This window comes from Synechocystis sp. FACHB-383 (assembly GCF_014698605.1).
GTDB lineage: Bacteria > Cyanobacteriota > Cyanobacteriia > Cyanobacteriales > Microcystaceae > Synechocystis > Synechocystis salina.
Genome location: NZ_JACJTJ010000032.1, coordinates 46,687 through 70,322 on the forward strand (window position 1 = coordinate 46,687; position 23,636 = coordinate 70,322).

A 23,636-nucleotide genomic window follows, 5' to 3' on the forward strand; every position below is an offset into this window, starting at 1 on the left:
AATCTATGGCTCTATGGCCGCCGTCAGATAGTCATGCCATTCCTGTACACATTTTTCCCAAGCATTGGTCACGGCTATCCTTCCTTCCTGGCCCCATTGTTGTAACTGTTTTGGACTTACCTTGGCGATCGCCTTGGTCAACATTTCCAGATCTTCTGGGGGACAAAGCAGACCAAACCCCTCTACCTGTTCCGACAGTCCATCCACGGCGGTGGCGATGATACCTTTTCCGGCCGCTTTGGCTTCCAACGCCACCAAGCCCCAAGGTTCCCAACGGGAGGGAATAATTACCCCGTCACAATCGGCCAAAAAAGTTGGTACATCTTCCACTGGCCCCACCAATTGCACTGCAGGCAGGGCAGCAGTTAATTGCCTAATCAAGGCTTCATCCTCACCGTAGCCCCCCAATTTGATTCTGATTGGGAGATCCGGGGGCACATTGGCGATCTCCTTTAACAAGAGATCGAAGCCTTTTTGGGGCGCAAACCGTCCATAGACCCCCAGGGTTAAGATCGAGCTGGGGGGTTTCAGGGGCAAAGCCAAAAAGTTGGCCAGGGGAGAGGCCGGGCGAATAACCTTTACCTTGGCTGGATGCACTAATTTATGGCCGATTAGCCATTGTTTTTGGGCTTGGGAAACACTGATCACCCCATCAGCCAATCCGTAGGCAGTTTTAAGTAAAAGCCGGAAGCGCTGGAGAGATTTAACTTGATGCTGTTCAAAGCCAGCACAGTAGTGATGCTCACAAATATATACCGGTGCCATGGTCTGCAGTCGCCACAGGGCAGGTAAATATTTCCAAGCACTGGCGTAATGGAAAATGATAGCGTCTGGTAACTCCCCCTTGACTCGCTTTAGCCCTTGCTCCAGGGTCAGGGTTTGGCTAGCAAAACTCTCTCCCAGGGAAGAATTCAACAGATTACGGACCAGGTGGTTTGAGCCTCCCGGCCGGCGATCGCCAATTAAATGCCAGATAGTTTTCATGGTAGCCAGGAGGTTAGGTCTCGCTTGATCAGCGCTTGACAGGCCAGAATATCTTCTCGGTACTGGGTTTGCAATTGTTGCTTCAGCACCGGATCGAGGGGGGGCGTAATCAAATTACTATGCTGGATGGACTGCCGTAGTTTTTGCGGTAATAGGGGCTTGACAAGGGTTTTGAGGACATTGGGTTTGGTCAACAGGCCATGGAGCCAGGGATTTTTTGGCATTCCTGATTTATTGGGCCGTTCACTGAAATCCGGCAGGAATTGGGCATCAACTCCTAGGAAAGTAAAAATATCTTTCATTAACCCTTGGGCGTCGCGCCGCAAGTCTTCGTAGAGGTAAACTCGAATTTGGTTGGCAGGGAAAAGGTCGTAGTATCGCCGCACCTGCTCGGCGTAGTAGCCGGCCTGTTGATAGTGCCAAAACCATTCCCAGTTCGCTTCCGTCCGCTCCGGTTCCTGGGCTAGGGCCTGGGCAAAATCCAAGGTTGTTTCCCGGCCATCTCTCACTAAATGGAGATAGTTGGCATAGGCCCGGGCCACTGGCTCCCGCAGAATAATAATAATTTTTGCGGTGGGGCAATGGTGCTGGATTTTCTGGGCTACCTGGCGATCGTAAAGGTATAAAGGACAGGCTTCCCCGATCGCCGTTTCGGTAGTTACTCCTTGAAATTGGGCTTGGTAATCAGCCAGATTAGTGATGGAAAAATCCGCCACAGCCTCATCCCCTGGACCACGAAAATTTAACTGCTGTCCTTCGTAGGCAAAAAAGTTAGTTTCTTTGCCTGGGGTCATATAGATGGCGGGATGTTGTTGGAGGTAATGGTGCAGGGCGGTGGTGCCAGCTTTGGCCGCGCCAACAATGAAGAAGTTGGGCAACCGGTTGACTTGGGCAGTGGTGGAGAGATGGGGCGAAAGGGTAGTAGCCATGGGGAAGGGGAAACTTAGTGAGGATGGGCAATGATGGAAAATGGCAACCTAGCAAGCACCGCTATGTTTAGAAAATACTACGGTGATGGTTTTCACCAGGAGCTTGAAGTCATGCCAAATGCTCCACTTTTGTTGGTACTGCAAATCCAGGGCTACCACTTCTTCAAAATTACTGATGGAGGAGCGACCATTGACCTGCCATTCCCCCGTTAAGCCAGGTTTGACTTCCAGCCGTTCACCGTGGTGGATTTCGTACTGGTCCACTTCATCCAATGTGGGGGGGCGGGTACCCACCAAACTCATTTCTCCCAATAGGATATTGAAAAATTGGGGAAACTCATCCAGGCTGGTTTTGCGTAGAAAGTGACCCAATTTGGTGATGCGGGGGTCATTTTCGTTTTTGAAAAATGCTCCTTCAATTTGGTTTTCTACTTTCTGTTTCAGGTCGTCGGCATTGACCACCATGGAACGGAATTTCCAAATCCGAAATTGTTTACCCCGATAGCCACAGCGCAGTTGAGAATAAAGCACCGGGCCAGGACTATCTAACTTAATGGCGATCGCCATGGGAACAAATAACAGAGCGGTGATTCCCAAACCCATAACTGCCCCTACCATATCCATAAACCGTTTTGCCTTGGACTGGACTGAGGGGTGGACTTCCAGCGCTAATTTTTCTTCTGGGGCAATCACTTGGTTGGTGACCGCTGGCAGGGTTAAATATTCGTCAATGCCAGCCTGCTGGAAAAGGGTCTGTACTTTTGGCCCCACGCTCCAACCCATAATTTCAATGCCCCGGGCCTGGGCCCAACGCCCTAACCGTCGTAGATAAATGATGGCACTGCTATCCAACCCCTGGGTTTTAGCAAAATCAAAAATTACTCGTTGCAGTTGGGCTTCTACGTTAATTTCTTGATGGAGCCAATTTCTTAACTGATCATGGAGAGCAACTACTTCTGCTTGACCAAACAGAGCGGGCATTTCAATTAGTTGAACAGCGCTAGCCATAATGATTACCAGGGGGTGAAGGAGGCATCGGTCTGGGAGGGGGCTCCGTTGACCTATCCCTACTATCCCAGGGGCAGATCTACGTTCCTGTTTACGGCCATGTCTAACTTTGGCGATCGTTGTCTAACTTCTTTGCTTCGATGGCAATTCCACCCCAATACAGCGGTGGCGGTATCAGGGGGGCACAGTAAAAACTCTACAGAATGGGCGTTACAACTGTTTTATTTGCATCAGGTTAATTCGGAATTTGCCGTAAAATTGACCCAAATACACTTTTTGCTAAGTATTTGGTGGATTACTGATTTTATTTGGGAAGGACACTTCAAGAACCACACACCCTTCCTCCGTTTTAAAGGGCCCATGAATTTCGCCGGGGGGTCTGCTTGCGTAATGGCCAGTTTCTAACCACATCTGAAAAGCACAATCATATAGGCGACCGCTCACGATAAAGATCTCTTCAGGATATTCATGACTTTTACTTCCTAATGGCGTTGTGTCGGCCCGGGGAAAGAAGCGGGTTAAACGGGTATATTCCCCCGATTCGCAATCAATACTAAGGGTTAGTTCTTCGGCCATGCCTTCAAGACCTTTGATGGGATGCCACTCGTTTTGATTGTTTGAAGTTAATGGGTTCCAGTAAGTGATGGTTGATTTAGCCATTTTTGCAATCCTTATTACTTCTGCTAAAAATTATCACAACTTGCCATAGCGCCACCCATCGATGATATCAATCAACTCATTGGACCAGGCATTGGGGTTACGGTCTTGGTAAATGCTCCAGAGGGATTGATAATACCAAAGAATACCGGATTTACCCCGATTGAACTTTTGCCAAATTTCATCCCCATGGCGACGTAAATCAATGGCGATGGTGCGGGCATTGTGGAGGGTATCTGCCAAAGAAATTTTCAGCACCGCGAGGGAAACCTGACGCATTTTTGCTAAATGTTCTTGTTTGCGTTGTTCCCAGGGAGGTTTGGGCACGCTCGTACTGTCGGAACAAGCCCTGATTAGGGTCGCCACCGTTTGGCCAAATTTATTTTCGATCATAGCTAAAGTTTCCATGCCTCCTTGGTCTTCCACCGCATCATGGAGTAAGGCGGCGATCGCCTCATCTTCATTGCCCCCCATTTCCAACACCAGGGCCGTCACCCCCAACAAATGACTGACGTAGGGCACCCGGGAACCCTTACGGTATTGTTCAGCATGTAATTGGTTAGCCAATACCAGAGCATCACCAAAGCGGGCAGTGAGGGCAGTAGGATTTGATAGATTCATAGAAATTACTAATGTCAATCTTGCTAATCCGAGTAAAGATCCGCTGTGGCTAACTCAAGCAAAGGAAAAACGGAATCAGAGCTTCAACTGATTACCTGCTTAAACGCTTAAAGAATTATTTTAGGTCAATTTTATTTTAATTCGCCTTGAGATGCTTGTAGAGGGTAGTGCGCTGTTGATGGGGACGGCCCATGGCTATGATGGCATTTTGCAGTTGGGCTGCGGTCAGGCAAGTGCCCCCTTTGGCCCCGGCCATGGTGGTGATGTGTTCTTCCATCAAAGTGCCCCCCAAATCGTTACAGCCCCATGCCAAGGCGGTGGTGGCCCCCGTTAGCCCTAGTTTGACCCAGCTTGGTTGGTGATTGCCGATCCATTTTCCTAGATACAACCGGGCGATCGCCATAATTTGCAGGGCTTGATTTAAATCTGGCTGGTCTCTACCGACCCTTTTCCTCAGGCTAGGGGGCGCTTTTTCCCCCACAAAGGGCAGGAGGATAAATTCAGTAATACTGGCGGCATAACCTCGGGCCAAACTGGTTTGTTGTCTTTGTCGCAGGCGATTGAGGTGGGTAATAATCTCCTCTGGGGTTTCAATGTGGCCAGCCATGAGGGTACTGGTGGTGGGTAAACCGTGGCGATGGGCTAAGCCAATGATCTCCAACCAAGTTTGACTGTCGATTTTTTCGGGGCAAATAATACGCCGTACCCGGTCCACCAATACCTCTGCCGCCGTACCGGGTAAGGAATCCAGCCCAGCGGATTTGAGGGCCATCAGCACTTCTCCATAGGTCAAATCATCCTGGCGGGCAATAAATTGAATTTCCTGGGGAGAAAAACCGTGGAGATGGAGTTGGGGAAATTGTCCCTTGATGGTTTCCACCAAGTTGACGTAATAGGCCAAGCTGGAACCGTTAATTTTTGCCTGGGGATTTAACCCCCCCTGGAGGCAAATTTCCGTTGCTCCCTGGGCCACTGCGTCCTTAGTTTTGTTGAAAATTTCCGAGTCATTTAACCAGTAGGCCCCCGCTTGCCCGTCATCCCGACGAAAGGCGCAAAAATTACAATGTTGCTCGCAAATATTGGTGAAGTTAATGTTGCGATTGACCACATAGGTGACCGTTTCCCCCACTAATTTCTGCCGTAGGCGATCGCCATATTGTTTGATTAATTCCCAACTTTGGGGGTCGTTACATTGTAGGAGTTGCAAACCCTGTTGGGGAGTCAGGTCTTCCAGGGCCAGGGCTTGGGCGGCAAGTTCTTCAATCAGGGTAAGGTTAACGGTAGATAGAACCATTGGCCTGGGTCAGGGGAGGAAAATTGGGCAGTCCTCCACAGTGTAACCTCAGTTTTGCCCGATGCCTTTTTTCAAATTGGCGATCGCCCGGTTAGAGTCCATTGCGAGCTAACTGGCGAATAAGATCTAGCAACTTTCGTGAAGAATAATGCGATTTCCCGCTGGGTCATAGAGATAAATTTCCCGCCCATGGCTGGCATAGATAATAGTTTGTTCCTTGATGGGGGCATAGAACTGAGCAATCTTGGCGATCGCCGTTGCTAGATCTGCTATTTCCAAACAGAGGCTCAAGCCACTCCGTTCAGGGGCAGAAAATTCCCAGGCATGGTCTGGATGGGGAGAGAAAATAGCTAAAACCATGCCCGGTAACTGAAATTGGGCATAACGTCCCGGGGAGTAGGGAAGGGGCTCCTGCTCCAGGAGGGATTGGTAAAAGGCCACCACCTCAGCAAAGTGAACCGCGCCGATGGTAAGAAACGCTTTTTTGTAGAAAACCATGGCTCCGTCCCCCATCGGTAACTTTACGACTCTGGTTAATTTTGACCGGATTCCCGCCACAAAAATAAGTAAGAGAAAGCAGTCTGACCCTAGCCTAACGCCATCTCTCAGTTAAAATCCTTCCAGGTCAACTAATGTTAAGATTGGCCAGAAAAATATGGCTCCCATTAGTAACTTGGTTTTGTTTGAGCCTGGCCGGCGATCGCCTAGATAGCCGAGGCTGACTAGCTTTCTCCCCTGTAATTGCAGATGAATAAGACCTTTAATCTCCCCGTTGTCCGCTATTTTCGATCTGGTCTGCCACTGCAACGGTTACCCCTACAGTTTTGGGCGATTTTTCTGATTTTGATGTCGGGGGGCATCGGTCTAGTTTCCACCAATTGGTTGTTAGTTTTGCCGAAAAGCCCCCAATGTTCCAGGGTGTTTTGGCCGGTGGCTTCGGCCTCCATGCGGCTTTACTGTGCCCAGTTATCGGCGGAGGAAAAAACCGTTGATGGCCTGTTGCGGGCCATTAATCTTTTGGCCGCCTTGCCCAAGGATCATCCTTTGGCAGTGGAAGTTAACCGCAATATCGAAACCTGGGCCACGGATTTATTAGATCTAGCAGAGGATTATTTCCAAAAAGGATTGTTGGAAGAGGCGATCGCCGCTGCAGAAAAAATCCCAGACCATGTGCAGGCCTACGACTTAGTGGAGGAAAGAATTAACGCTTGGCGGGGGCTCTGGCAGGAAGGGGAAACTATCTATGCTGAAGTGGAAGCGGATTTGCGTAACTCCCGTTGGAATAGTGCTTTTCGTAATGCGGTGCGTTTGTTGAATCTGGACAATGTCTTTTGGGCTACCACTAAATATGACCAAGCCATCCGCAATATTCAAATTGCCCAGGAAGAGAGCAGTAAGTTAGACAACGCCTATCGCATTCTCCGCCGTGGGGGTGCTGATAATTGGCTCAAGGCGATCGAGGATGCGGCCAAAATTCCCAAGGATAGCTACGCCTACCAAGAGGCTCAGAAATTAATTACCCAGGCGGTGGATAAACTGACCGGCTCCATTGAAACCATGATTGAGCGTCAAGATTGGCAAACTTTGAACAATACCCTGAGTCGTTTGCCGGAGTCCTACTTCCCCGCCCAGGATTTGAACGATTGGCAAATTCTTGCCACGGCGGGACTGGAAGCGCAAATGGGCACTGTGGAAGGTTTGGGTTTAGCCATCACCACCGCAGAAAAGTTAACAGACAGCAATAGCCCCTACTACAACCTTGCCCAAGAATTAGTTAAGGATTGGCGTCGGGAAGAAACTGCCCTGCAACAGTTGGCCCAAGCCCGCAACACCGCTGAAATTGGCACCATCAGCGCCCTCAACGAGGCGATCGCCCAGGCGAAATTGATTACCAAGGACAATCCCCGTCACCAGGAAGCTTCCAGGGACATTGCCAACTGGACAGAACGGATCCAAATAGATGAAGACCGTCCCATTCTGCGGCAAGCAAGACAATTGGCCGCTGCTGGTAATCTGGAACAGGCTATTCAGCAAGCAGAACGGATCGGCGCCGGCCGAGCTTTACACTCCGAGGCTCGCCAAAGTATTAATCAATGGCAGGCCACCATCCAGCGCCGCACTGACCAACCCATCCTCGACCAGGCGATCGCCTTGGCCAATGCCAAAAATTATGAAGCAGCCATTAGCACCGCCCGTCAGATAGAGAGGAACCGGGCCCTGTCCGGGGAAGCCCGCCTACAAATTAGCCGGTGGCAAGGGGAAATTAACGCCCAAAATAACCTGAAGAGAGCCCAGGAAATGGCCTCTGTCCGCACTGTGGATTCCCTCGGCCAGGCGGTACAACTAATTCGCCAAGTGCCCCGCAGCACCGATGCCGGTGGTCAACGCCTACAGTTGGTCAACAATTGGAGTTACCAAATTTTGTCCCTAGCCCAGGAACAGGCCCGGGCCGGTAACTACCAGCAGGCCATCCGGGCCCTCCAGCAAATTCCTGCCGAAAGTGCCGCCTATGGTAGTGCCCAAAATTTTCTGCAGGAATGGCGTAGCTTTAGTCAACCGTCCCCGCTCCCCATTACCCCCGTTGCTCCCCCCGCCCCTAGGGTTGAGTCTTCTGTGCCGACGGAACCGGCCTTACCCCCGGTGGAAAATCCCCAAAATTAACGCCCGACAGGATTGGCTTAGCCCTATTTAGGGACGACCGACCAGGAAGATCTCCCCCTTGTGATAGCTTGGTAAAGCTTTGGCAATCATTGCTTTCCCCAAGCCTTTGCTTTGCCGTTCCCAAACATTAACTAGATTAAAAATTAGCCCTATGGTTGAGCTTGCGCCTTCCCCCGAAGCCATTACCGCCGCGCTGGAAATTCCCGCTGACATTAACTTTGCCCTGCCGGATCCTGCGGATGAGGAAATCCAAGAGCATGAGTTTCAGCAACAGTTGGATGATTTTTGGCAACTGTGTGAGCGCTTTGACCTCCAGACGGAAATTTGGCGGGGGCGCATTCTCCGGGCGGTGCGGGACCGGGAAAAAATTGGTGGAGACGGCCGCGGTACTGGCTTTTTAAATTGGCTCAAGCAACGGGAAATTTCTAAAACCCAAGCCTATGCCCTCATTCAACTGGCCAATAGTGCCGATACCCTCATTGCCGAAGGACAACTGGACCCCGGTTCCATCAACAATTTCAGCAAACGGGCTTTTGTGGAAACAGCGAAAGCTGATCCAGAAGTGCAAAAGTTGGTCAGTGATGCGGCCCATAATGGCGACCGGATTACCCGACGGGAAGTGAAGCAGTTGGCCGATGAGTGGACTGCCATGAGTTCGGAACTATTGCCCGATGTGCTCAAGGAAAAGGCCACCGATGGTACTGTGCCTCCCCGTCATTTGGCGCCCCTGGTGAAGGAATTGGAAAAGGTACCAGAAGGTCATTTACAAGCTCTACAGGAAGAGGCGATCGCCTCCCCCGATGTGGACACAGTTAAATATCTCACCACTTCTGCCCGCAATCTATCTAAATATCTAGATGCGGCAGCCAAGGTACAAACCCTGAAAGCTTTCCCGTTGGATATGGAACTGGCCTTAGAGGAGGCCCTGCGCTTAGATTGCCTCAACACAGCGGCGGATCTGCTCAAACAGGCCACCCAATTGGAGCAGTCTGTGGGCAAACTGTTCACCACCTGGAAACGTTTAGCCACCCTGTCCGATCGCCTCTATGTGGACACCGGAGCCAGTACCCCCAACCTGCGTTCCCTGTTGACGGCCATTGAAGGATTAACCCAGGAAGTGATTGAAGTGCCCCTGGATGAGGATGGCAACAACACAGTACGTTTAAAAATTACTTGTTCAGACGGTCTAGCAACCACAGGGATGACAACAAACCAGTGAAGTGGGCAATGATGGTGTTGATGTTAGCCTGAATGGCCAGTAAATCGGTGGATTGCACAAAACGGTTGGGGTCAGCAGCGGAAGCAAAGGTTCCCGGCGGCACACTGAGGGCTTTGCCCAACACAATGCCACTCATGGCCGCTCCCCCAATGATGGCGGTACCCATGCCCACCAAGTTAATGATCAAGCCAATACGAATCAGCTTGAGAATATCCGCCCGACGGGGATGCTTGGTGGCTTCCGAATCTTTGAGATTGCGCCCTAAACGACGGTAACGGGTGGAAAAGAAAATGCCAAAGCCCAACAGGACAATGGAAATAAAGGCCGAAAGAATGCCCGCTTCAATGCCGGTGGTGCGATTGGGACCACTTAAACTAAAACCGGCAAACAAAAATGTGACGACGGAAAAGGCTCCCAGGACAATCTGCACCCAAAAGCCGATGTTGCCCCAGGTGGTTAAGTCGACGGAGGCCCGCAAGGCGGCCTGGGGAATGGGATTGGCCAATTCGGTGTTGCGTCGGTTCATGGTGGGGCGTAGGCGTTAACTTGTCCGTATTTTAGCCGTTATCCGCCCTGATCGTAGCCTAGACTAATGGTGCCGGGGAGGATTATTTCCCGCCGTTGATCTATCACTACCACCAATTCCCCCTGGGGGGTGATGGATTCAATGATGCCCACACCCTGGGGTAAGCTGATTTTCCGACCCCGATGGGCAAATAATTGCAGGTAATCCGCCACAATGGCCCCAATCCCCTCGCTTTGGTAACGGTGCCAGCCGAGGGTAAGCCCTGCCAGGGTAATTTCAGCTAAGTCCGTCAGGTTGGTCACACTCTGGATTGATTGGGCTTTGCAAAAGGGCCCTAGGGCAATGCCAGTGGCCGGTACCGGGTTAGTCCAGTTAATGCCCACTCCCACGATGGCCGCGGTAATTATGCCCCCACTGATTTTGCTTTCAGTTTTAATGCCGGCCAATTTTCTACCTTGTAACAGCAGATCATTGGGCCATTTGAGTTGTACCGGAATGCCGTGCTGAACTAGGGCGTAGGCGATGCCCCAGGCACTCCATAAAACCAAGTGGGGACTGTGGCTTATGGGTAAATGGGTAGCTAACCACAGGGATAGATATAATCCCCCCGGTGGAGACTGCCAACTCCGACCCCATTGCCCCCGACCAGCAGTTTGTTCCCTGGCGATCGCCGCTAGGGGCGGTTGATAACCCTGATGTCGTAAGTTCCACAGCAGTTGGTTGGTGGAGTCGGTACAGGCAGGGGCGATAATCTTTAACCCGGAGAGGATATCGGGGCGGTTCAGGCATAGGGGTTGGCCATGGTCTTGCTGCCAAGCTTGGTTGAGCCAATCCCCGTCCCCAACGTTGCTGATTTCTGCCATGGGAATTGGGGACTAACCCTAGGGCACCACCAGAACTGGGCAGGGGGAAAGATTAATTACCCTCGCAGTGACGCTTTCCGCTGCTCCTTCGCTAGTGAGACCTAAACCCCGACAGCCCATCACGATCAGGTCTGCATTTACTTCATCGGCCACGTCACAGATGGTGAAAGAAGCCATGCCTTCCCGTTCAATGGTTTTGGTGGCAATGCCCTGTTGGGAAAAAACAGCCTGGGCTGCCTCCAGTAATTTGGCCACCGCTTCCGGGGAATCCATGCCGTGGGCTTCGTGGTCTTGGCCGGGGGGAGTTTTTTCCACCACCGACAACAAAACTAAATGACTTTGGTGGATTTTGACCAAATCCGCGACCATTTGGGCCGCATCCCTTGCTTCTCGGCTCCGGTCCAGGGGAAATAGAATGGTTTTGAACATAATGACACCTCCGCTATCTCCTACCAATAGCGCGATTAGGCGATCGCCAGCAATTAATCGACATCAAATTTTACAGGCACTGGCTGATCGGCTCGCCAAATTTTGCAGAATCCCAGCAACCTTTGCCTAGGAAATAGGCCCTTTCTGCGCTACCAAAACCCCCATTAAACCAGCGGCAATGGGATAGTGTATAGCTTTGGCAAATCCGGCTTCTAGGGCGAGTTTGACTTGGGCAGGGCCGGTGGGAAAGCGGTCTAAACTCGGTTGCAGATAGGCGTACTCTTCAGTTAAACGCCATTGCTTGGCCATGGGCACCACCACATTGGCCAGGTACCAACGCTGAAAGCTGGCCACCAGGGCATTACTTGGTTGATGAAAATCGAGAATAGCCACTTTTTTGCCCGGTTTGAGTACCCGGTGCAACTCCTTCAGGGCTTGGGGAATATTGCCCACGTTACGGAGGCCGTACCCCATGGTAGCCCCATCAAATTCACGATCGCCGAAGGGTAAGGCGAGGGCATCTCCTTGCAGCCATTGCATCGGCAACCGGGCATATTTACTTTGATGTTTGCCAGCGGCGATCGCCAATAGTTCAGCACAGAAATCCAACCCAATGACTTTTCCCCCTGTGCCCACCACCTTGGCCCCCTGGAAAGCTAAATCCCCACTGCCGCAACACACATCCAACAGAAGATCGCCGGGTAATACGCCACTCCATTTAACGGCCATGGCCTTCCAAATATGGTGCTGACCAAAGCTCAAAAATGTGTTGAGGTCATCGTATTGAGGAGCAATGCGGGCAAAAATTTTCTGTACATCCTGGGCCGCGGGCTGGGGTAATCGGGAAGAATTCATGGAAAAATCAGGACTGGTCAAGTTTATTTTGGTGATCGCCGTCTTTTGTGAAAATTTTTGGTAAAAGCAATGATCACATTCTATCTAGCCATAGATTGGTTTCAGTAATAAGAAAACCGCCCATTGATTACCTTGTCTCTAGGGAAAAAATTTCGTAACGGCCAATGCAATCAGAGCTTCCAGAAAGGATTATGATCTGCTCCGTGCCGTTTTTTCAATGACAACTTGCTATGTACGAAAAACTTCAGCCCCCCAGCGTTGGGTCAAAAATCACCTTTGTTGCAGGTAAGCCCGTAGTGCCCAACGATCCGATTATTCCCTACATCCGGGGGGACGGTACTGGGGTTGATATTTGGCCCGCCACCGAATTAGTCATCGATGCGGCGATCGCCAAGGCCTATGGCGGCGAGAAGAAAATTAACTGGTTTAAGGTCTATGCGGGGGACGAAGCCTGTGAACTATACGGTACCTACCAATATTTACCGGAAGATACCCTAACGGCGATTAAGGAATACGGTGTGGCAATTAAAGGGCCTTTGACTACTCCTGTGGGCGGTGGCATCCGGTCTTTAAACGTGGCCCTGAGGCAAATTTTTGATCTCTATACTTGTGTGCGCCCCTGTCGTTATTACCCAGGCACCCCCTCCCCCCATAAAACCCCCGAAAAATTGGACATCATTGTTTATCGGGAAAATACAGAGGATATTTACCTGGGCATTGAATGGGCCGAAGGCACCGAAGGAGCAAAAAAATTAATCGCTTATCTCAACGATGATCTGATTCCCGCGACTCCGGCTTTAGGCAAAAAGCAAATTCGCCTTGATTCTGGCATTGGCATTAAACCAATTAGTAAAACCGGTTCCCAACGGTTAGTGCGGCGGGCCATTCTCCATGCATTGCGGTTACCGAAAGCCAAACAGATGGTGACTCTGGTCCATAAGGGTAACATCATGAAATTCACCGAAGGAGCCTTTCGGGATTGGGGCTATGAATTGGCCACCACGGAATTTCGGGCGGAATGCGTTACGGAGCGGGAATCTTGGATTTTGGGCAATAAGGAAAGTAATCCTGATTTGACCATTGAGGCCAACGCCCACATGATTGACCCCGGTTACGATACCCTCACTGAAGAGAAAAAAGCGGTGATTAAGGAAGAAGTGGAGCAGGTTTTGGACTCCATTTGGGCATCCCACGGTAATGGCCAGTGGAAAGATAAAGTAATGGTCAACGACCGCATTGCCGATAGCATTTTCCAACAAATCCAAACCCGCCCCGATGAGTATTCCATTCTGGCGACGATGAATTTGAACGGGGATTATCTTTCTGATGCCGCCGCCGCTGTGGTGGGAGGTTTGGGCATGGGCCCTGGAGCTAACATTGGTGATAGTGCAGCCATTTTTGAAGCAACCCACGGCACTGCCCCCAAACACGCTGGGCTAGACCGCATTAACCCCGGCTCGGTGATTCTTTCCGGCGTCATGATGCTGGAATTTATGGGCTGGCAGGAGGCCGCTGACCTCATTAAAAAAGGTATTGGGGCGGCGATCGCCAATCGGGAAGTGACCTATGACCTGGCCCGATTAATGGAACCGAAGGTGGATCAGCCATTGAAATGTTCCGAGTTTGCCCAGGCGATCGTCAGTCATTTTGATGATTAATTTTCAATAAATAACCCGCCATGATTGCTCACTCCCCATCTGCCCCATTCCCACAACTCAGCCCAGAGGAATATTTGCAATGGGAGGAACGGCAGAGGGAGAAGCACGAATATTTTGATGGGCAGATCTATGCCGTCAAGCCATATTCCGGCCAATGGCTATTTCAACCCTTAATTATTCTGATTAGCGACAAACCGATTGACTAAAGCAACATCAATATCTAACTCCTTGGCAATTTCGGCAATTGTCAACCCCAATTTTTTCAACAGAGGTATGGTTTCTAGTTTTGCTTCCAGCCTACCTTCTAGTTTGCCCTCAAGTTTTCCGGCAATTTTACCTTCTTCTAAAATTTCTTGATAGACAGCGGATTCCTTCATAATTTCACTCCTTAAAATTGTCTTGATAAGCTCAGGGGCCAGCAGAATTCCTCCAAAAACCGAGGTTGCTGCCATGAGATTTGCTTTAACTCGATTATCCTCAATTTGCTCCAACGCAGTCGCTACTTCCCTTAATTTTAATGTAGGGTCAGAGGTCTGCGTCAATACCGCTAGGGGCAATAGCCCTGGGCTTTGGAGAAATGTCTCCGAGGGTTGCTCCCAGAGCCGAATCGCTTGGTAACGGTGCACGGTCTCTCCCAACTGAAAACTTTCCTGATAAACCAAGTCATTATTACTACGTTTCAGGTAGATGACAAATTGGTGCATCGTCTTCTGGGGGAAACGGCGGTAAACCCTTACCCGATAGTCCAACATCCGAAAGCCCATGGTTAGGTCAGGCTCCGTTTGGAATTCCAGATGCAACACCAAGTCTTCCGATTGCTCCAAAATCAGGGAGTCAGCCCGAATTGGCTCTAGAGAAAGTTCCGTCGGACTGAGCTTGGTCAATTTGATTGGTCGTCCCAGTAACCAGGCGGCGTAGTCTTCGGAAAAGGATTCAGCGAGGAATTTGCAGAGATTGTCAAACATATCCAAGTTCTATTGGTAATCTCCTAGAGATCCGCCAGGCGATCGCCAGATAATTGGCAAAAATTTAAGGAATTTAGGTGGGGAAAAGCTGAAGTTAAAGAAATTATTCCCATTGATAGAGCTCAATCTCTGACTGCCATAACGAAAATCTCAAAAAAAATTCTCAAAAGTTTACAAAGTTTAATATAATCGGAGGAAGATCACTAGGTATTTATTCTCATTACCATGTTGGAACACTTCCCCTGGCTGACAACGATGATTGCCCTGCCGTTAGTCGCCGCCCTCTTCATTCCGTTAATTCCCGACAAAGACGGGAAACAAGTCCGCTGGTATGCCCTTGGTGTGGGTCTAGCGGATTTTGTTTTGATGAGCTACGTTTTTTGGACTAACTACGACATCAGCAATACCGGTTTTCAGCTCCAGGAAAAATTTAGCTGGATTCCCCAATTTGGGCTCAGTTGGAGTGTTTCCGTGGATGGCATCTCCATGCCCCTAGTGTTACTGGCCGGACTGGTTACCACCCTTTCCATCTTTGCCGCCTGGCAGGTGGACCATAAGCCCCGCCTCTTCTACTTCCTAATGTTGGTGCTTTATGCGGCCCAGATTGGGGTGTTCGTGGCCCAGGACATGCTCCTACTGTTCATCATGTGGGAACTGGAATTGGTGCCGGTTTACCTCCTAGTTTGCATCTGGGGTGGCCAAAAACGGCAGTATGCCGCCATGAAGTTTTTGCTCTACACCGCCGCCGCCTCCGTATTCATTTTGGTTGCCGCCCTGGGCTTAGCTTTCTACGGTGATGTAACCACCTTTGACATTGCGGAATTGGGTCTGAAAGATTACCCGATCGCCTTAGAACTGTTTTTATACGCCGGTTTACTGATTGCCTTTGGCGTCAAATTAGCCATTTTCCCTTTCCATACCTGGTTACCCGATGCCCACGGTGAGGCCTCTGCCCCTGTGTCCATGATTTTGGCTGGGGTGCTGCTGAAAATGGGCGGTTACGGTCTCATTCGCTTGAATCTTGGTCTGTTGGAAGATGCCCACGTTTACTTTGCGCCGATCCTAGTCATCCTTGGGGTGGTTAACATCATCTACGGTGGTTTCTCCTCCTTTGCCCAGGACAACATGAAACGCCGCCTGGCCTACTCCTCTGTTTCCCACATGGGATTTGTTCTACTCGGTATTGCTTCCTTCACCGACTTGGGCATCAGTGGAGCTATGTTGCAAATGCTCTCCCACGGTTTAATCGCCGCCGTCCTCTTCTTCCTGGCTGGGGTTACCTATGACCGGACTCACACCCTTTCCTTGGCCCAGATGGGGAATATTGGCAAAGTAATGCCGACGGTTTTTGCCCTGTTCACCATGGGCGCCATGGCATCCCTCGCCCTCCCCGGCATGAGCGGTTTTGTCAGCGAATTAACTGTCTTTGTCGGAGTGAGCTCCAGCGACATTTACAGCACCCCCTTCAAAACAGTGACCGTTTTCCTCGCTGCCGTGGGTTTGGTGCTCACCCCCATTTACCTGTTGTCCATGTTGCGCCAACTATTCTATGGCAACAACATCCCCCCTTCCTGCAATCTGGAACAGGATAGCCTTTCTCCCAAGTCCGACCAAGAAGCGGTTTGTTTTGGCACCAGTTGTGTACTCCCCGGCAATGCCATCTATGACGATGCTCGTCCCCGGGAGGTCTTCATCGCCGCTTGCTTCCTCTTGCCGATTATTGGAGTGGGTCTTTATCCCAAATTAGCTACCCAGGTTTACGATGCCACCACGGTAGCGGTGAACAGCCAAGTGCGCCAATCCTACGTGCAAATTGCCGAAACCAATCCCCGGGTTTATGCGGAAGCATTAACTGCGCCCCACATTCCCACCACGGACTTTGCCACGGTTAAAGTTCAGCCCTAGTGATCTAGTCTTTTGAGTTAATTAGACTACTGCGTGATTTTCTTAAATAAAAAGGAGTGGGGGCAATGAATCTCCTACTCCCTTTTTTTTGTTTACAAATCTGAACGCTGCCAATATCGGGCACAAAGCAAGGTAGCCATTACTAGCATTGCCAGTCCCAAACCTTCTTGAATCTGGCTGGATTGAGTTGACCAATAACGGGTAAAAATATCCCCCGCCAGACCGACACAACCAAAATATAGACCGATACCCACACCGGTCTGATTACCCTGGAGGATTTGTAGCAGTAATGGGATTAGTCCATTGTTTAAAATGCTCGACCCCAATAACCAGGAGAAGGCGATCGCCGGTAACCAAAAGCCATTGAGCAAACATAGTAAAGTCAGCACCAGAAGCCCTAAAGCAGTGGTTAGGGATGCCACTGGATGACCTATTTTACGGATCAACCAGCCCATGGGCAGGGCCATTAATGCTAGCAGCAGTTGCAAACCCATGAAGCCATTATTAATCCCCTCCAATTGTTTAGTTAAAATCACCATTAAGACCCTAGTGCCCCAGGTAGTGCCAATGGCGAAGAGAGCAATATTGACCATGGCAATCCAAGGAAAAGCTTTAACCTTGGTAGGGCTTGCTGCGGCTTTTTCTTCCGTTGGGGGCACAACTCGACTTAAAAATAGACTGGCCCCCAATAACACCACTGAACCAAGCAAAAAAGCCGGTAAACTACCCAAACTCAATAACCACTGACCCATGGGTTTCCGAAAGGCGGCAAATAGGCCACCCACCAGACTCAAAATCCCCATGGCCAAAGGCAGTTGATTAACAGGGGCACATTGACCAATCAGCACCATGGTGGGACTACGGAATAGGGTCATGGCCAAGGCCCAGGCGATCGCCAATGCCGGTAGTAAGAACCGAGCTACGTTGGCAATGGGCAGGAAAAATACCAGGGGAATTAGGAGGAAAAAACCGGCGGCGAGAATCACTCCCAAAGAAATTAGCGGCAACCGGGTGCCTAACGTCCGCTGTTGGCGATCGCTCAGAGCACCAAATAGAGGTTCCATCACCACCCCTAAAACCATCTCAAATGTTAGCAATCCGACCACAAACTCCGGCGAAAATCCCCAGCCCTTGAGCAAATCCCCCAGATAAAGACGGTAAGTTATCCACATCAAGGTTACCGAGCCCTGGACCAAAGCAATGGCCCAAACCCGCCGCCACAGAACCGCCGAATGCTGAATCATTGGTTATTGTCCATCCAAGGGGAAATTTAACTGCCCGCCGTCAGTTGGGAAAGCTCCCAGCTAGTAATCGCCAACGTTGGAGCTGAGCCTATCGCATTTGCCCCACCAAATCAATTAACTATTTCCAAAGCCACGAACCTTGACAAACAGTTACATTAAGAAATGTAAAGAAAATTTCCCCACTTCCCTTTTGCCATGGCCCCGAACAATGCTGAATCTCAATCTGTGGTTGTAGCTGGTGCTGGCATTGGCGGTTTGACAACGGCGGCCTTGTTGGCCCAGCAGGGTTACCAAGTCAAAGTTTATGAACAGGCGACCATGGTTGGGGGCTGTGCTTCCACTTTTCGACGACGGGGTTTCATTTTTGATGTGGGGGCCACCCAGGTGGCGGGCCTAGAAGCAGGAGGCATTCACCACCGCATTTTCCGGCAGTTACAGGTGGATTTACCGGAAGCAACCCTTTGTGATCCCGCCTGTGCCGTTTTTTTACCTGGGGAAAAGCAACCAATTAACGTTTGGCATAATCCCGATCAATGGCAAAGGGAAAGGGAGCGGCAATTTCCAGGAAGTGGCAGATTTTGGCAATTACTACAAACCCTGTTCCAATTTAGTTGGCGTTTTCAGGCACGGGATCCCGTTTTACCTCCCCGTAATGCCTGGGATTTAGTCCAATTGTTGCAGGCGTTGCGGCCGGATACTCTGCTTACGGCCCCTTTTGTCACCCTCACAGTGGGGGATACTCTGCGGCTATTGGGTTTAGGGGCAGACCACCGCTTAAAAACTTTCCTTGATTTACAGTTGAAACTCTATTCCCAGGTCGGGGCCGATGAGACAGCGTTGTTATATGCAGCTACGGCCTTGAGTGTTTCCCAAGCGCCCCAGGGTCTATGGCATCTCCAAGGCAGTATGCAAACCCTAGGCGATCGCCTGGTGGAAGCTTTAAAACACTATGGAGGGGAGGTATTTTGCGGTCAGCGGGTGGAGCAGATCCATTGTGACCAAGGGCAAGTACAGGGGGTGACGGTGCGGGATGTAAAAAGCGGCGCAGTACGTCGGGAGCAAGCTCAGCAGGTGGTGGCCAATTTAACCGTGCAGAATTTACTCAAAGCGGTGGACCAGCCATTGCCTGGTTATCATCAAAGGGTGACTAATTTACCCCCTAGCTCCGGCGCTTTTGTCATTTATTTGGGCGCCAGGGAAGAGGCCATTCCGCCCGACTGTGCTCCCCACCTACAATTTTTGTACGACGGCAGTGGTCCCATTGGGGAAAATAATTCTCTTTTTGTCAGTGTCAGTAAACCAGGGGATGGCCGGGCTCCCAAGAATTGTAGAACCTTAATTGCTTCTTCCTTCACCGATGTGGCCCCCTGGTGGGATGCTTCCCCAGAAGAATATCAAGCCCGCAAGCAAAGTTACACCCAAACGGCGATCGCCAAATTGGGAGAGTATTTCAACCTAAACGAATCGACCATTGTGCATCAAGAAAGTGCCACTCCCCGCACCTTTGCCCGTTACACAGCTCGGGAACAAGGCATTGTGGGCGGAGTAGGCCAACGCCGATTCACCTTTGGCCCCTTTGGCTTTGCCCCCCGTACCCCCATTCGTAATTTGTGGTTAGTGGGGGATTCCGTCCATCCAGGGGAAGGTACCGCCGGGGTAAGTTACAGCGCCCTCACCATTGCCCGGCAAATTTGCGCCAGTGGAGCAACAAATTTCTAGGGCCAGGTTAAGATAGGAAACAATTCTTCTTTGCCATTGATATCACCATTGCCACTATGGACCTACTCCTTTCTACCCTCGTCAGCTTCATCAACATCTACCTAGTGTTGTTATTTATCCGTATTTTGCTGTCATGGTTTCAAACTGCGGAGTGGGCCGGCAACATCATGGGTTTTCTCAGCCCCGTGACCGATCCCTATTTGAATATTTTCCGTTCTTTTATCCCGCCCTTGGGAGGCATTGATTTTTCCCCCATTCTGGCCATTTTTGCGTTGCAGTTTCTCCAACAGGCCCTCAGCAGTGTGGCTGTTCCCTACGCTGGCTTTTAATCGACATAATTCCGGTGGCTAAAAATCTAATTGGTGGTTAGAGTCCGCAGGGTCCAGTTCCACCGACTACGGTTCACATCCTTTCCCTCTGTTGCGCCAGGGGGATTTTATTTGCCCCAATTACTATTAATAATAAATTCTGTTAGTGAATAGGGCTTCTTATCAGCTAAGGCTATCACAATCTCAGGATAGCAAAAGCAGCTCGACAGTGTCACCATGGTTTAGACTTGGTTGAATTTCTCTCCTCAGTCTCCAAAAGTGCTTCAAAATAACAGTTCTGGTCTCTCCATCCCCAACCAAAGGGATTTTTATCCTCAGATTTTATGAGCAAAATAATAGGACTTATTTATCGCACTTGGCCGGAGCCCCCATCAAATAATCAGAAAAATTATTGAATATATCTCCACTGCTGATAAAATTATTGAGAATTACTTTTGTTAGAGGAGTGAGAAAATTCAGCCGCCATGGTCCCAAAATTATCCCGTCGCCTATTTTTGTCCATCGGAACCGCCGTTAGCGTGGTGGTGGGTTCCCAATTGCTCAGTAGCTGTGGCCAATCCCCCGATGCCCCGATCGCCGATACGCCAGGGGAACAACAGGAGATTAACCTATATTCATCCCGCCATTACAACACCGACAACGAACTCTACGCCAAATTTACCGAAGAAACAGGCATCAAAGTTAACCTGATTGAAGGCAAGGCAGATGAACTGCTGGAACGGATCAAGTCCGAAGGAGCCAATAGCCCAGCGGATGTGCTGCTCACCGTAGATTTGGCTCGGCTATGGCGGGCGGAAGAGGATGGCATTTTTCAGCCGGTGGAAAGCGAAATTTTACAGACCAGCATCCCGGAATATCTCCGCTCCCCAGATGGCATGTGGTTTGGCTTCACCAAGCGGGCTCGGGTGATTATGTATAACAAAGCCAAAGTTAAACCAGAGGAGCTGTCCACCTACGAAGAGCTGGCGGATCCCAAATGGAAAGGCCGGATAATTATCCGTTCCTCCAGCAATGAATATAATCAATCCTTGGTGGCTTCATTGATAGTAGCCGATGGGGAGCAGTCCACTTTGGAATGGGCCAAGGGTTTTGTCAGTAACTTTGCTAGGGAACCCCAGGGCAATGATACGGCCCAAATTGAAGCGGTGTCCTCTGGAGAAGCAGATTTGACCTTGGCCAACACCTATTACATGGGGCGATTGCTGGAAAGTGAAGAGCCGGCCAAAAAGGCGATCGCCGAAAATGTCGGTGTATTCTTTCCCAACCAAGAAGGGCGGGGTACCCACGTCAATGTCAGCGGTGTGGGGGTAGTCAAAACAGCGCCCAACCGGGAAGGGGCGGTCAAATTCATTGAATTTTTAGTCAGTGAACCGGCCCAGGCATTTTTAGCCCAAAATAACTACGAATATCCCGTTTTGGCTGGAGTTCCCCTGAACAAGTCCGTCGCTTCCTTTGGGGAATTTAAGTCCGACACCACCAATTTGGATAAGTTGGGCCCGGCCCTAGCTCCCGCCACCAAAATCATGAACGAAGCGGGCTGGAAGTAAAGTAGTGTTCTAGGATCTAGTCGCAATGGTTGAGGGAAGGATCTGCTCTGTTCTTTAACTCCTTAACTATTGTGATTTTGCCATTTTTCCCAAAGATCCGGTCTTCTCTGCTGGGTACGTTCCTCCTGTTGCTCTAATCTCCACTGGGCGATCGCCTGATGGTTACCAGATAAGAGCACCGGCGGTACGGCCAAGCCTCGAAATACTGGTGGCCTGGTGTAGTGGGGATAGTCCAACAGGTCGGTGCTAAAACTTTCGGCAATTAGGGAGGCTTCTTTGCCCACGGTGCCGGGCAGTAGCCTGATTACACCGTTGATCAAGGTGAGGGCGGGGATTTCCCCACAGGTGAGGACAAAATCTCCGAGGGAAACTTCTCTGGTCACCAGTTGACAGACTCGTTCATCCACCCCTTCATAGTGGCCACAGATCAGCACCAGTTGGTCATAATCCGTCAACTCCCGAAACAAAGCCTGGTCCATGGGTTGCCCCTGGGGAGTCAGCAAAATTACTTCCCGTTTGGGCAGTACCGGCAACGATTCCACCGCCGCAAAAATTGGCTCCGGCTTAATTACCATGCCCACCCCGCCCCCATAGGGTTCGTCGTCCACTCGGCGATGTTTATCGGTGGTGAAATCTCTGGGGTTAATCAAATTAACGCTGGAGATCGCCCTTTCTAGGGCCTTACCGAGGAGACCGGATTGCAGGGGAGAAGTGAAAAAATCGGGAAATAGGGTGAGAACGTCAAACTGCACAGAGGGCCAATCAAATTAGATCAAACTGGTGACACACCATACCACAAACACTGGCGATCGCCGTGATCATCAAAGCAACCAGAGGGTCTTGCCCCTGATTAACGGCAAAGGAAGTCACAATGCCAGCTCCCAGGGCAGAAACCAAACCAGCACTAATCAAATCTTTGTTGGGACGATCAAACATAACCTCTAACCCCCACCCTTATTTATTGGTTAAATTTGTTAAAGTTATCGAAAAATTTTCGTCTTACAAGGTATCACCCCCCTGGGGAAGAGGGGAGAAAAACGACGGTTTTCGCAACTAAGCTTTAAAATCCGCCATATTTCTTTACAATTATTTCCCCTCACCGGAAAAAATCCCCCCATACTGCCCCTAGTTAGGCTAATCATTGCCGAGGCAAATGCCCAATCCCCGGGCGGTTTTGACCAGTGCCCCATCCAACTTCACTGTTTGATAGGTTTGGATCGCTTCTTCAATGGGCACACTAATGGTTTGCCGGTTACGCCAGGCCACCATGTGGTCAAATTTGCCCGCCGCAATTAGGTCCACCGCCGCCACCCCAAACACACTGCCCAACAGGCGATCGAAGGGAGAGGGAATGCCTCCCCGTTGGATATGCCCCAGCACGGTCACTCTGGTTTCTGCCCCGGTGCGCTGGGCAATCTGTTCAGCAATGTATTTGCCAATGCCGCCGTAACGATCTTCGCCAAATTGCTGGATTTGTTTGACCTGATCCCCCAATTCCGTGCGTACCGCCTCCGAGACCATCACCAGGCAAAAGTTTTTCCCCTGGGCCTGGCGTTGGCGAATTTTGTTGCACACACTTTCAATGCGGTAGGGAATTTCGGGAATGAGGATAATGTCTGCTCCCCCTCCGATACCAGCGGCCAAAGCGATGTGCCCCGCATCCCTCCCCATAACTTCCAGCACCATAACCCGGTTGTGGCTGGCGGCGGTGAAATGGAGGCGGTCCAAGGCTTCGGTGGCAATGTTGGTGGCGGTGTCGAAGCCAATGGAGATTTCGGTGGCCCCCACATCGTTGTCAATGGTTTTGGGAATGCCCACTAGGTTAATACCTCCCTGTTGGGCAATGCGGCGCAAAATGGCCAAACTGCCGTCTCCGCCAATACCGATTAGGGCGTCAAGGCCCAACTGGCGATAACCGGCAATAATATCTTCTGTGCGGTCCTTTACCGTGCCGTCCCCCATGGGAAAAGCGAACGGATTACCTTTATTGGTGGTGCCTAAAAAGGTGCCTCCCATCATTAACAAATGGTCAATGTTATCCCGGTGCAGGGCGATCGCCTTGGGGGGATTTTCCATTAGTCCCTGAGTTGCTTCCTGAATGCCAACAACCTCCCAGCCGTAGGTGCCAATGGCATGGTGTACCACGGAGCGAATCACGGCGTTTAGTCCGGCACAGTCTCCTCCACTGGTTAAAATACCAATGCGTTTAATTTCCCCCATGGT

Annotated in this window: 23 protein-coding genes and 1 pseudogene; 8 read left to right on the top strand and 16 right to left on the bottom strand. The window is 50.5% G+C overall.

Annotation, left to right across the window (positions count from 1 at the left end; all coding sequences use genetic code 11):
• Positions 1-3: 3 nt before the first annotated feature.
• The 7 genes from H6G45_RS09385 to H6G45_RS09415 form a co-directional block, all read right to left on the bottom strand.
• Positions 4-984, bottom strand: coding sequence for a glycosyltransferase family 4 protein (locus tag H6G45_RS09385; protein WP_190598190.1), 981 nt, complete (start codon positions 982-984; stop codon positions 4-6).
• On the bottom strand, positions 981-1,913 hold the full coding sequence (locus H6G45_RS09390) for a sulfotransferase (protein ID WP_190598191.1): 933 nt from the start codon (positions 1,911-1,913) through the stop codon (positions 981-983). Before H6G45_RS09390 ends, H6G45_RS09385 begins: the two co-directional genes overlap by 4 nt.
• Positions 1,914-1,961: 48 nt before the next feature.
• Positions 1,962-2,921 carry a sugar transferase gene (locus H6G45_RS09395; RefSeq protein ID WP_190598192.1) on the bottom strand — a complete coding sequence of 320 codons (960 nt, stop codon included), beginning with the start codon at positions 2,919-2,921 and terminating at the stop codon, positions 1,962-1,964.
• Between the two features lie 279 nt (positions 2,922-3,200).
• Positions 3,201-3,581, bottom strand: coding sequence for a cupin domain-containing protein (locus tag H6G45_RS09400; RefSeq protein WP_190598193.1), 381 nt, complete (start codon positions 3,579-3,581; stop codon positions 3,201-3,203).
• Between the two features lie 33 nt (positions 3,582-3,614).
• Positions 3,615-4,199 (bottom strand): HD domain-containing protein, encoded by a 585-nt coding sequence (locus H6G45_RS09405; RefSeq protein WP_190598194.1) that lies wholly within the window; start codon positions 4,197-4,199, stop codon positions 3,615-3,617.
• A gap of 136 nt (positions 4,200-4,335) precedes the next feature.
• Entirely contained in the window at positions 4,336-5,493 is a 1,158-nt protein-coding gene (cofH, locus tag H6G45_RS09410; RefSeq protein WP_190598195.1) for a 7,8-didemethyl-8-hydroxy-5-deazariboflavin synthase subunit CofH, read from the bottom strand.
• A gap of 126 nt (positions 5,494-5,619) precedes the next feature.
• Positions 5,620-5,991: a VOC family protein gene (locus tag H6G45_RS09415; protein WP_190598196.1), complete on the bottom strand. Its 372-nt coding sequence runs from the start codon at positions 5,989-5,991 to the stop codon at positions 5,620-5,622.
• 249 nt (positions 5,992-6,240) lie between these two features.
• Here H6G45_RS09415 and H6G45_RS09420 point away from each other — a divergent pair, with 249 nt between their 5' ends.
• Both H6G45_RS09420 and H6G45_RS09425 read left to right on the top strand, forming a co-directional pair.
• Positions 6,241-8,154: a chromosome segregation ATPase gene (locus tag H6G45_RS09420; protein WP_190598197.1), complete on the top strand. Its 1,914-nt coding sequence runs from the start codon at positions 6,241-6,243 to the stop codon at positions 8,152-8,154.
• A gap of 151 nt (positions 8,155-8,305) precedes the next feature.
• Entirely contained in the window at positions 8,306-9,373 is a 1,068-nt protein-coding gene (locus H6G45_RS09425; protein WP_190598198.1) for a hypothetical protein, read from the top strand.
• Here the strand turns inward: H6G45_RS09425 and H6G45_RS09430 are convergent.
• From H6G45_RS09430 to ubiE, 4 genes are all read right to left on the bottom strand, one after another.
• Positions 9,324-9,899: a DUF3611 family protein gene (locus H6G45_RS09430; protein WP_010871460.1), complete on the bottom strand. Its 576-nt coding sequence runs from the start codon at positions 9,897-9,899 to the stop codon at positions 9,324-9,326. The two genes, H6G45_RS09425 and H6G45_RS09430, sit on opposite strands and share 50 nt — an antisense overlap.
• Before the next feature lie 38 nt (positions 9,900-9,937).
• Positions 9,938-10,762: a biotin--[acetyl-CoA-carboxylase] ligase gene (locus H6G45_RS09435; RefSeq protein WP_190598199.1), complete on the bottom strand. Its 825-nt coding sequence runs from the start codon at positions 10,760-10,762 to the stop codon at positions 9,938-9,940.
• A gap of 18 nt (positions 10,763-10,780) precedes the next feature.
• A complete protein-coding gene (locus H6G45_RS09440; protein ID WP_190598200.1) occupies positions 10,781-11,191 on the bottom strand; it encodes a universal stress protein in 411 nt (136 codons plus the stop codon).
• A 126-nt stretch (positions 11,192-11,317) separates the two neighbouring features.
• On the bottom strand, positions 11,318-12,046 hold the full coding sequence (ubiE, locus tag H6G45_RS09445) for a bifunctional demethylmenaquinone methyltransferase/2-methoxy-6-polyprenyl-1,4-benzoquinol methylase UbiE (protein ID WP_190598201.1): 729 nt from the start codon (positions 12,044-12,046) through the stop codon (positions 11,318-11,320).
• Positions 12,047-12,276: 230 nt separating this feature from the next.
• On the opposite strand from ubiE, the gene H6G45_RS09450 reads away from it, so the two are divergent.
• A complete protein-coding gene (locus tag H6G45_RS09450) occupies positions 12,277-13,704 on the top strand; it encodes an NADP-dependent isocitrate dehydrogenase (RefSeq protein WP_190598202.1) in 1,428 nt (475 codons plus the stop codon).
• A 20-nt stretch (positions 13,705-13,724) separates the two neighbouring features.
• Positions 13,725-13,841 (top strand): annotated as a pseudogene (locus tag H6G45_RS09455) (Uma2 family endonuclease); the annotation flags it as partial.
• A 33-nt stretch (positions 13,842-13,874) separates the two neighbouring features.
• Here the strand turns inward: H6G45_RS09455 and H6G45_RS09460 are convergent.
• Complete coding sequence (locus H6G45_RS09460) at positions 13,875-14,669, bottom strand: Rpn family recombination-promoting nuclease/putative transposase (protein WP_190598203.1); 795 nt, start codon at positions 14,667-14,669, stop codon at positions 13,875-13,877.
• 225 nt (positions 14,670-14,894) lie between these two features.
• Between H6G45_RS09460 and H6G45_RS09465 the strand changes: the two genes are divergently transcribed.
• A complete protein-coding gene (locus tag H6G45_RS09465; RefSeq protein WP_190598204.1) occupies positions 14,895-16,574 on the top strand; it encodes an NAD(P)H-quinone oxidoreductase subunit 4 in 1,680 nt (559 codons plus the stop codon).
• A gap of 92 nt (positions 16,575-16,666) precedes the next feature.
• On the opposite strand, the gene H6G45_RS09470 is transcribed toward H6G45_RS09465, so the two are convergent.
• The gene (locus tag H6G45_RS09470) at positions 16,667-17,818 is read right to left on the bottom strand and encodes an MFS transporter (protein ID WP_242018118.1); all 1,152 of its coding nucleotides are present in this window, start codon (positions 17,816-17,818) and stop codon (positions 16,667-16,669) included.
• A 195-nt stretch (positions 17,819-18,013) separates the two neighbouring features.
• Between H6G45_RS09470 and crtD the strand changes: the two genes are divergently transcribed.
• The 3 genes from crtD to H6G45_RS09485 all read left to right on the top strand — a co-directional run bounded on the left by crtD (position 18,014) and on the right by H6G45_RS09485 (position 21,413).
• Positions 18,014-19,537 (top strand): C-3',4' desaturase CrtD, encoded by a 1,524-nt coding sequence (crtD, locus tag H6G45_RS09475; RefSeq protein ID WP_190598205.1) that lies wholly within the window; start codon positions 18,014-18,016, stop codon positions 19,535-19,537.
• Between the two features lie 56 nt (positions 19,538-19,593).
• Positions 19,594-19,866: a YggT family protein gene (locus H6G45_RS09480; protein ID WP_190598206.1), complete on the top strand. Its 273-nt coding sequence runs from the start codon at positions 19,594-19,596 to the stop codon at positions 19,864-19,866.
• A gap of 464 nt (positions 19,867-20,330) precedes the next feature.
• The gene (locus H6G45_RS09485) at positions 20,331-21,413 is read left to right on the top strand and encodes a Fe(3+) ABC transporter substrate-binding protein (RefSeq protein ID WP_190598207.1); all 1,083 of its coding nucleotides are present in this window, start codon (positions 20,331-20,333) and stop codon (positions 21,411-21,413) included.
• A gap of 62 nt (positions 21,414-21,475) precedes the next feature.
• Here H6G45_RS09485 and trmD read toward each other — a convergent pair whose 3' ends face one another.
• The 3 genes from trmD to H6G45_RS09500 all read right to left on the bottom strand — a co-directional run bounded on the left by trmD (position 21,476) and on the right by H6G45_RS09500 (position 23,633).
• On the bottom strand, positions 21,476-22,165 hold the full coding sequence (gene trmD / locus H6G45_RS09490) for a tRNA (guanosine(37)-N1)-methyltransferase TrmD (RefSeq protein WP_190598208.1): 690 nt from the start codon (positions 22,163-22,165) through the stop codon (positions 21,476-21,478).
• Between the two features lie 10 nt (positions 22,166-22,175).
• Complete coding sequence (locus H6G45_RS09495; protein WP_190598209.1) at positions 22,176-22,349, bottom strand: hypothetical protein; 174 nt, start codon at positions 22,347-22,349, stop codon at positions 22,176-22,178.
• Between the two features lie 198 nt (positions 22,350-22,547).
• Positions 22,548-23,633, bottom strand: coding sequence for an ATP-dependent 6-phosphofructokinase (locus H6G45_RS09500; RefSeq protein WP_190598210.1), 1,086 nt, complete (start codon positions 23,631-23,633; stop codon positions 22,548-22,550).
• Positions 23,634-23,636 lie beyond the last annotated feature (3 nt).

What these genes read in the sequence shown, in the direction of transcription:
- H6G45_RS09470 (WP_242018118.1), bottom strand. Translation starts at nt 17,818, where the DNA reads ATGATTCAGCATTCGGCGGTTCTGTGGCGGCGGGTTTGGGCCATTGCT.
- crtD (WP_190598205.1), top strand. Translation starts at nt 18,014, where the DNA reads ATGGCCCCGAACAATGCTGAATCTCAATCTGTGGTTGTAGCTGGTGCT.
- ubiE (WP_190598201.1), bottom strand. Translation starts at nt 12,046, where the DNA reads ATGAATTCTTCCCGATTACCCCAGCCCGCGGCCCAGGATGTACAGAAA.
- H6G45_RS09495 (WP_190598209.1), bottom strand. Translation starts at nt 22,349, where the DNA reads ATGTTTGATCGTCCCAACAAAGATTTGATTAGTGCTGGTTTGGTTTCT.
- H6G45_RS09390 (WP_190598191.1), bottom strand. Translation starts at nt 1,913, where the DNA reads ATGGCTACTACCCTTTCGCCCCATCTCTCCACCACTGCCCAAGTCAAC.
- H6G45_RS09500 (WP_190598210.1), bottom strand. Translation starts at nt 23,633, where the DNA reads ATGGGGGAAATTAAACGCATTGGTATTTTAACCAGTGGAGGAGACTGT.
- H6G45_RS09430 (WP_010871460.1), bottom strand. Translation starts at nt 9,899, where the DNA reads ATGAACCGACGCAACACCGAATTGGCCAATCCCATTCCCCAGGCCGCC.
- H6G45_RS09435 (WP_190598199.1), bottom strand. Translation starts at nt 10,762, where the DNA reads ATGGCAGAAATCAGCAACGTTGGGGACGGGGATTGGCTCAACCAAGCT.
- cofH (WP_190598195.1), bottom strand. Translation starts at nt 5,493, where the DNA reads ATGGTTCTATCTACCGTTAACCTTACCCTGATTGAAGAACTTGCCGCC.
- H6G45_RS09400 (WP_190598193.1), bottom strand. Translation starts at nt 3,581, where the DNA reads ATGGCTAAATCAACCATCACTTACTGGAACCCATTAACTTCAAACAAT.
- H6G45_RS09405 (WP_190598194.1), bottom strand. Translation starts at nt 4,199, where the DNA reads ATGAATCTATCAAATCCTACTGCCCTCACTGCCCGCTTTGGTGATGCT.
- H6G45_RS09420 (WP_190598197.1), top strand. Translation starts at nt 6,241, where the DNA reads ATGAATAAGACCTTTAATCTCCCCGTTGTCCGCTATTTTCGATCTGGT.
- H6G45_RS09415 (WP_190598196.1), bottom strand. Translation starts at nt 5,991, where the DNA reads ATGGTTTTCTACAAAAAAGCGTTTCTTACCATCGGCGCGGTTCACTTT.
- H6G45_RS09395 (WP_190598192.1), bottom strand. Translation starts at nt 2,921, where the DNA reads ATGGCTAGCGCTGTTCAACTAATTGAAATGCCCGCTCTGTTTGGTCAA.
- H6G45_RS09465 (WP_190598204.1), top strand. Translation starts at nt 14,895, where the DNA reads ATGTTGGAACACTTCCCCTGGCTGACAACGATGATTGCCCTGCCGTTA.
- H6G45_RS09440 (WP_190598200.1), bottom strand. Translation starts at nt 11,191, where the DNA reads ATGTTCAAAACCATTCTATTTCCCCTGGACCGGAGCCGAGAAGCAAGG.
- H6G45_RS09450 (WP_190598202.1), top strand. Translation starts at nt 12,277, where the DNA reads ATGTACGAAAAACTTCAGCCCCCCAGCGTTGGGTCAAAAATCACCTTT.
- H6G45_RS09480 (WP_190598206.1), top strand. Translation starts at nt 19,594, where the DNA reads ATGGACCTACTCCTTTCTACCCTCGTCAGCTTCATCAACATCTACCTA.
- H6G45_RS09425 (WP_190598198.1), top strand. Translation starts at nt 8,306, where the DNA reads ATGGTTGAGCTTGCGCCTTCCCCCGAAGCCATTACCGCCGCGCTGGAA.
- H6G45_RS09485 (WP_190598207.1), top strand. Translation starts at nt 20,331, where the DNA reads ATGGTCCCAAAATTATCCCGTCGCCTATTTTTGTCCATCGGAACCGCC.
- H6G45_RS09460 (WP_190598203.1), bottom strand. Translation starts at nt 14,669, where the DNA reads ATGTTTGACAATCTCTGCAAATTCCTCGCTGAATCCTTTTCCGAAGAC.
- H6G45_RS09385 (WP_190598190.1), bottom strand. Translation starts at nt 984, where the DNA reads ATGAAAACTATCTGGCATTTAATTGGCGATCGCCGGCCGGGAGGCTCA.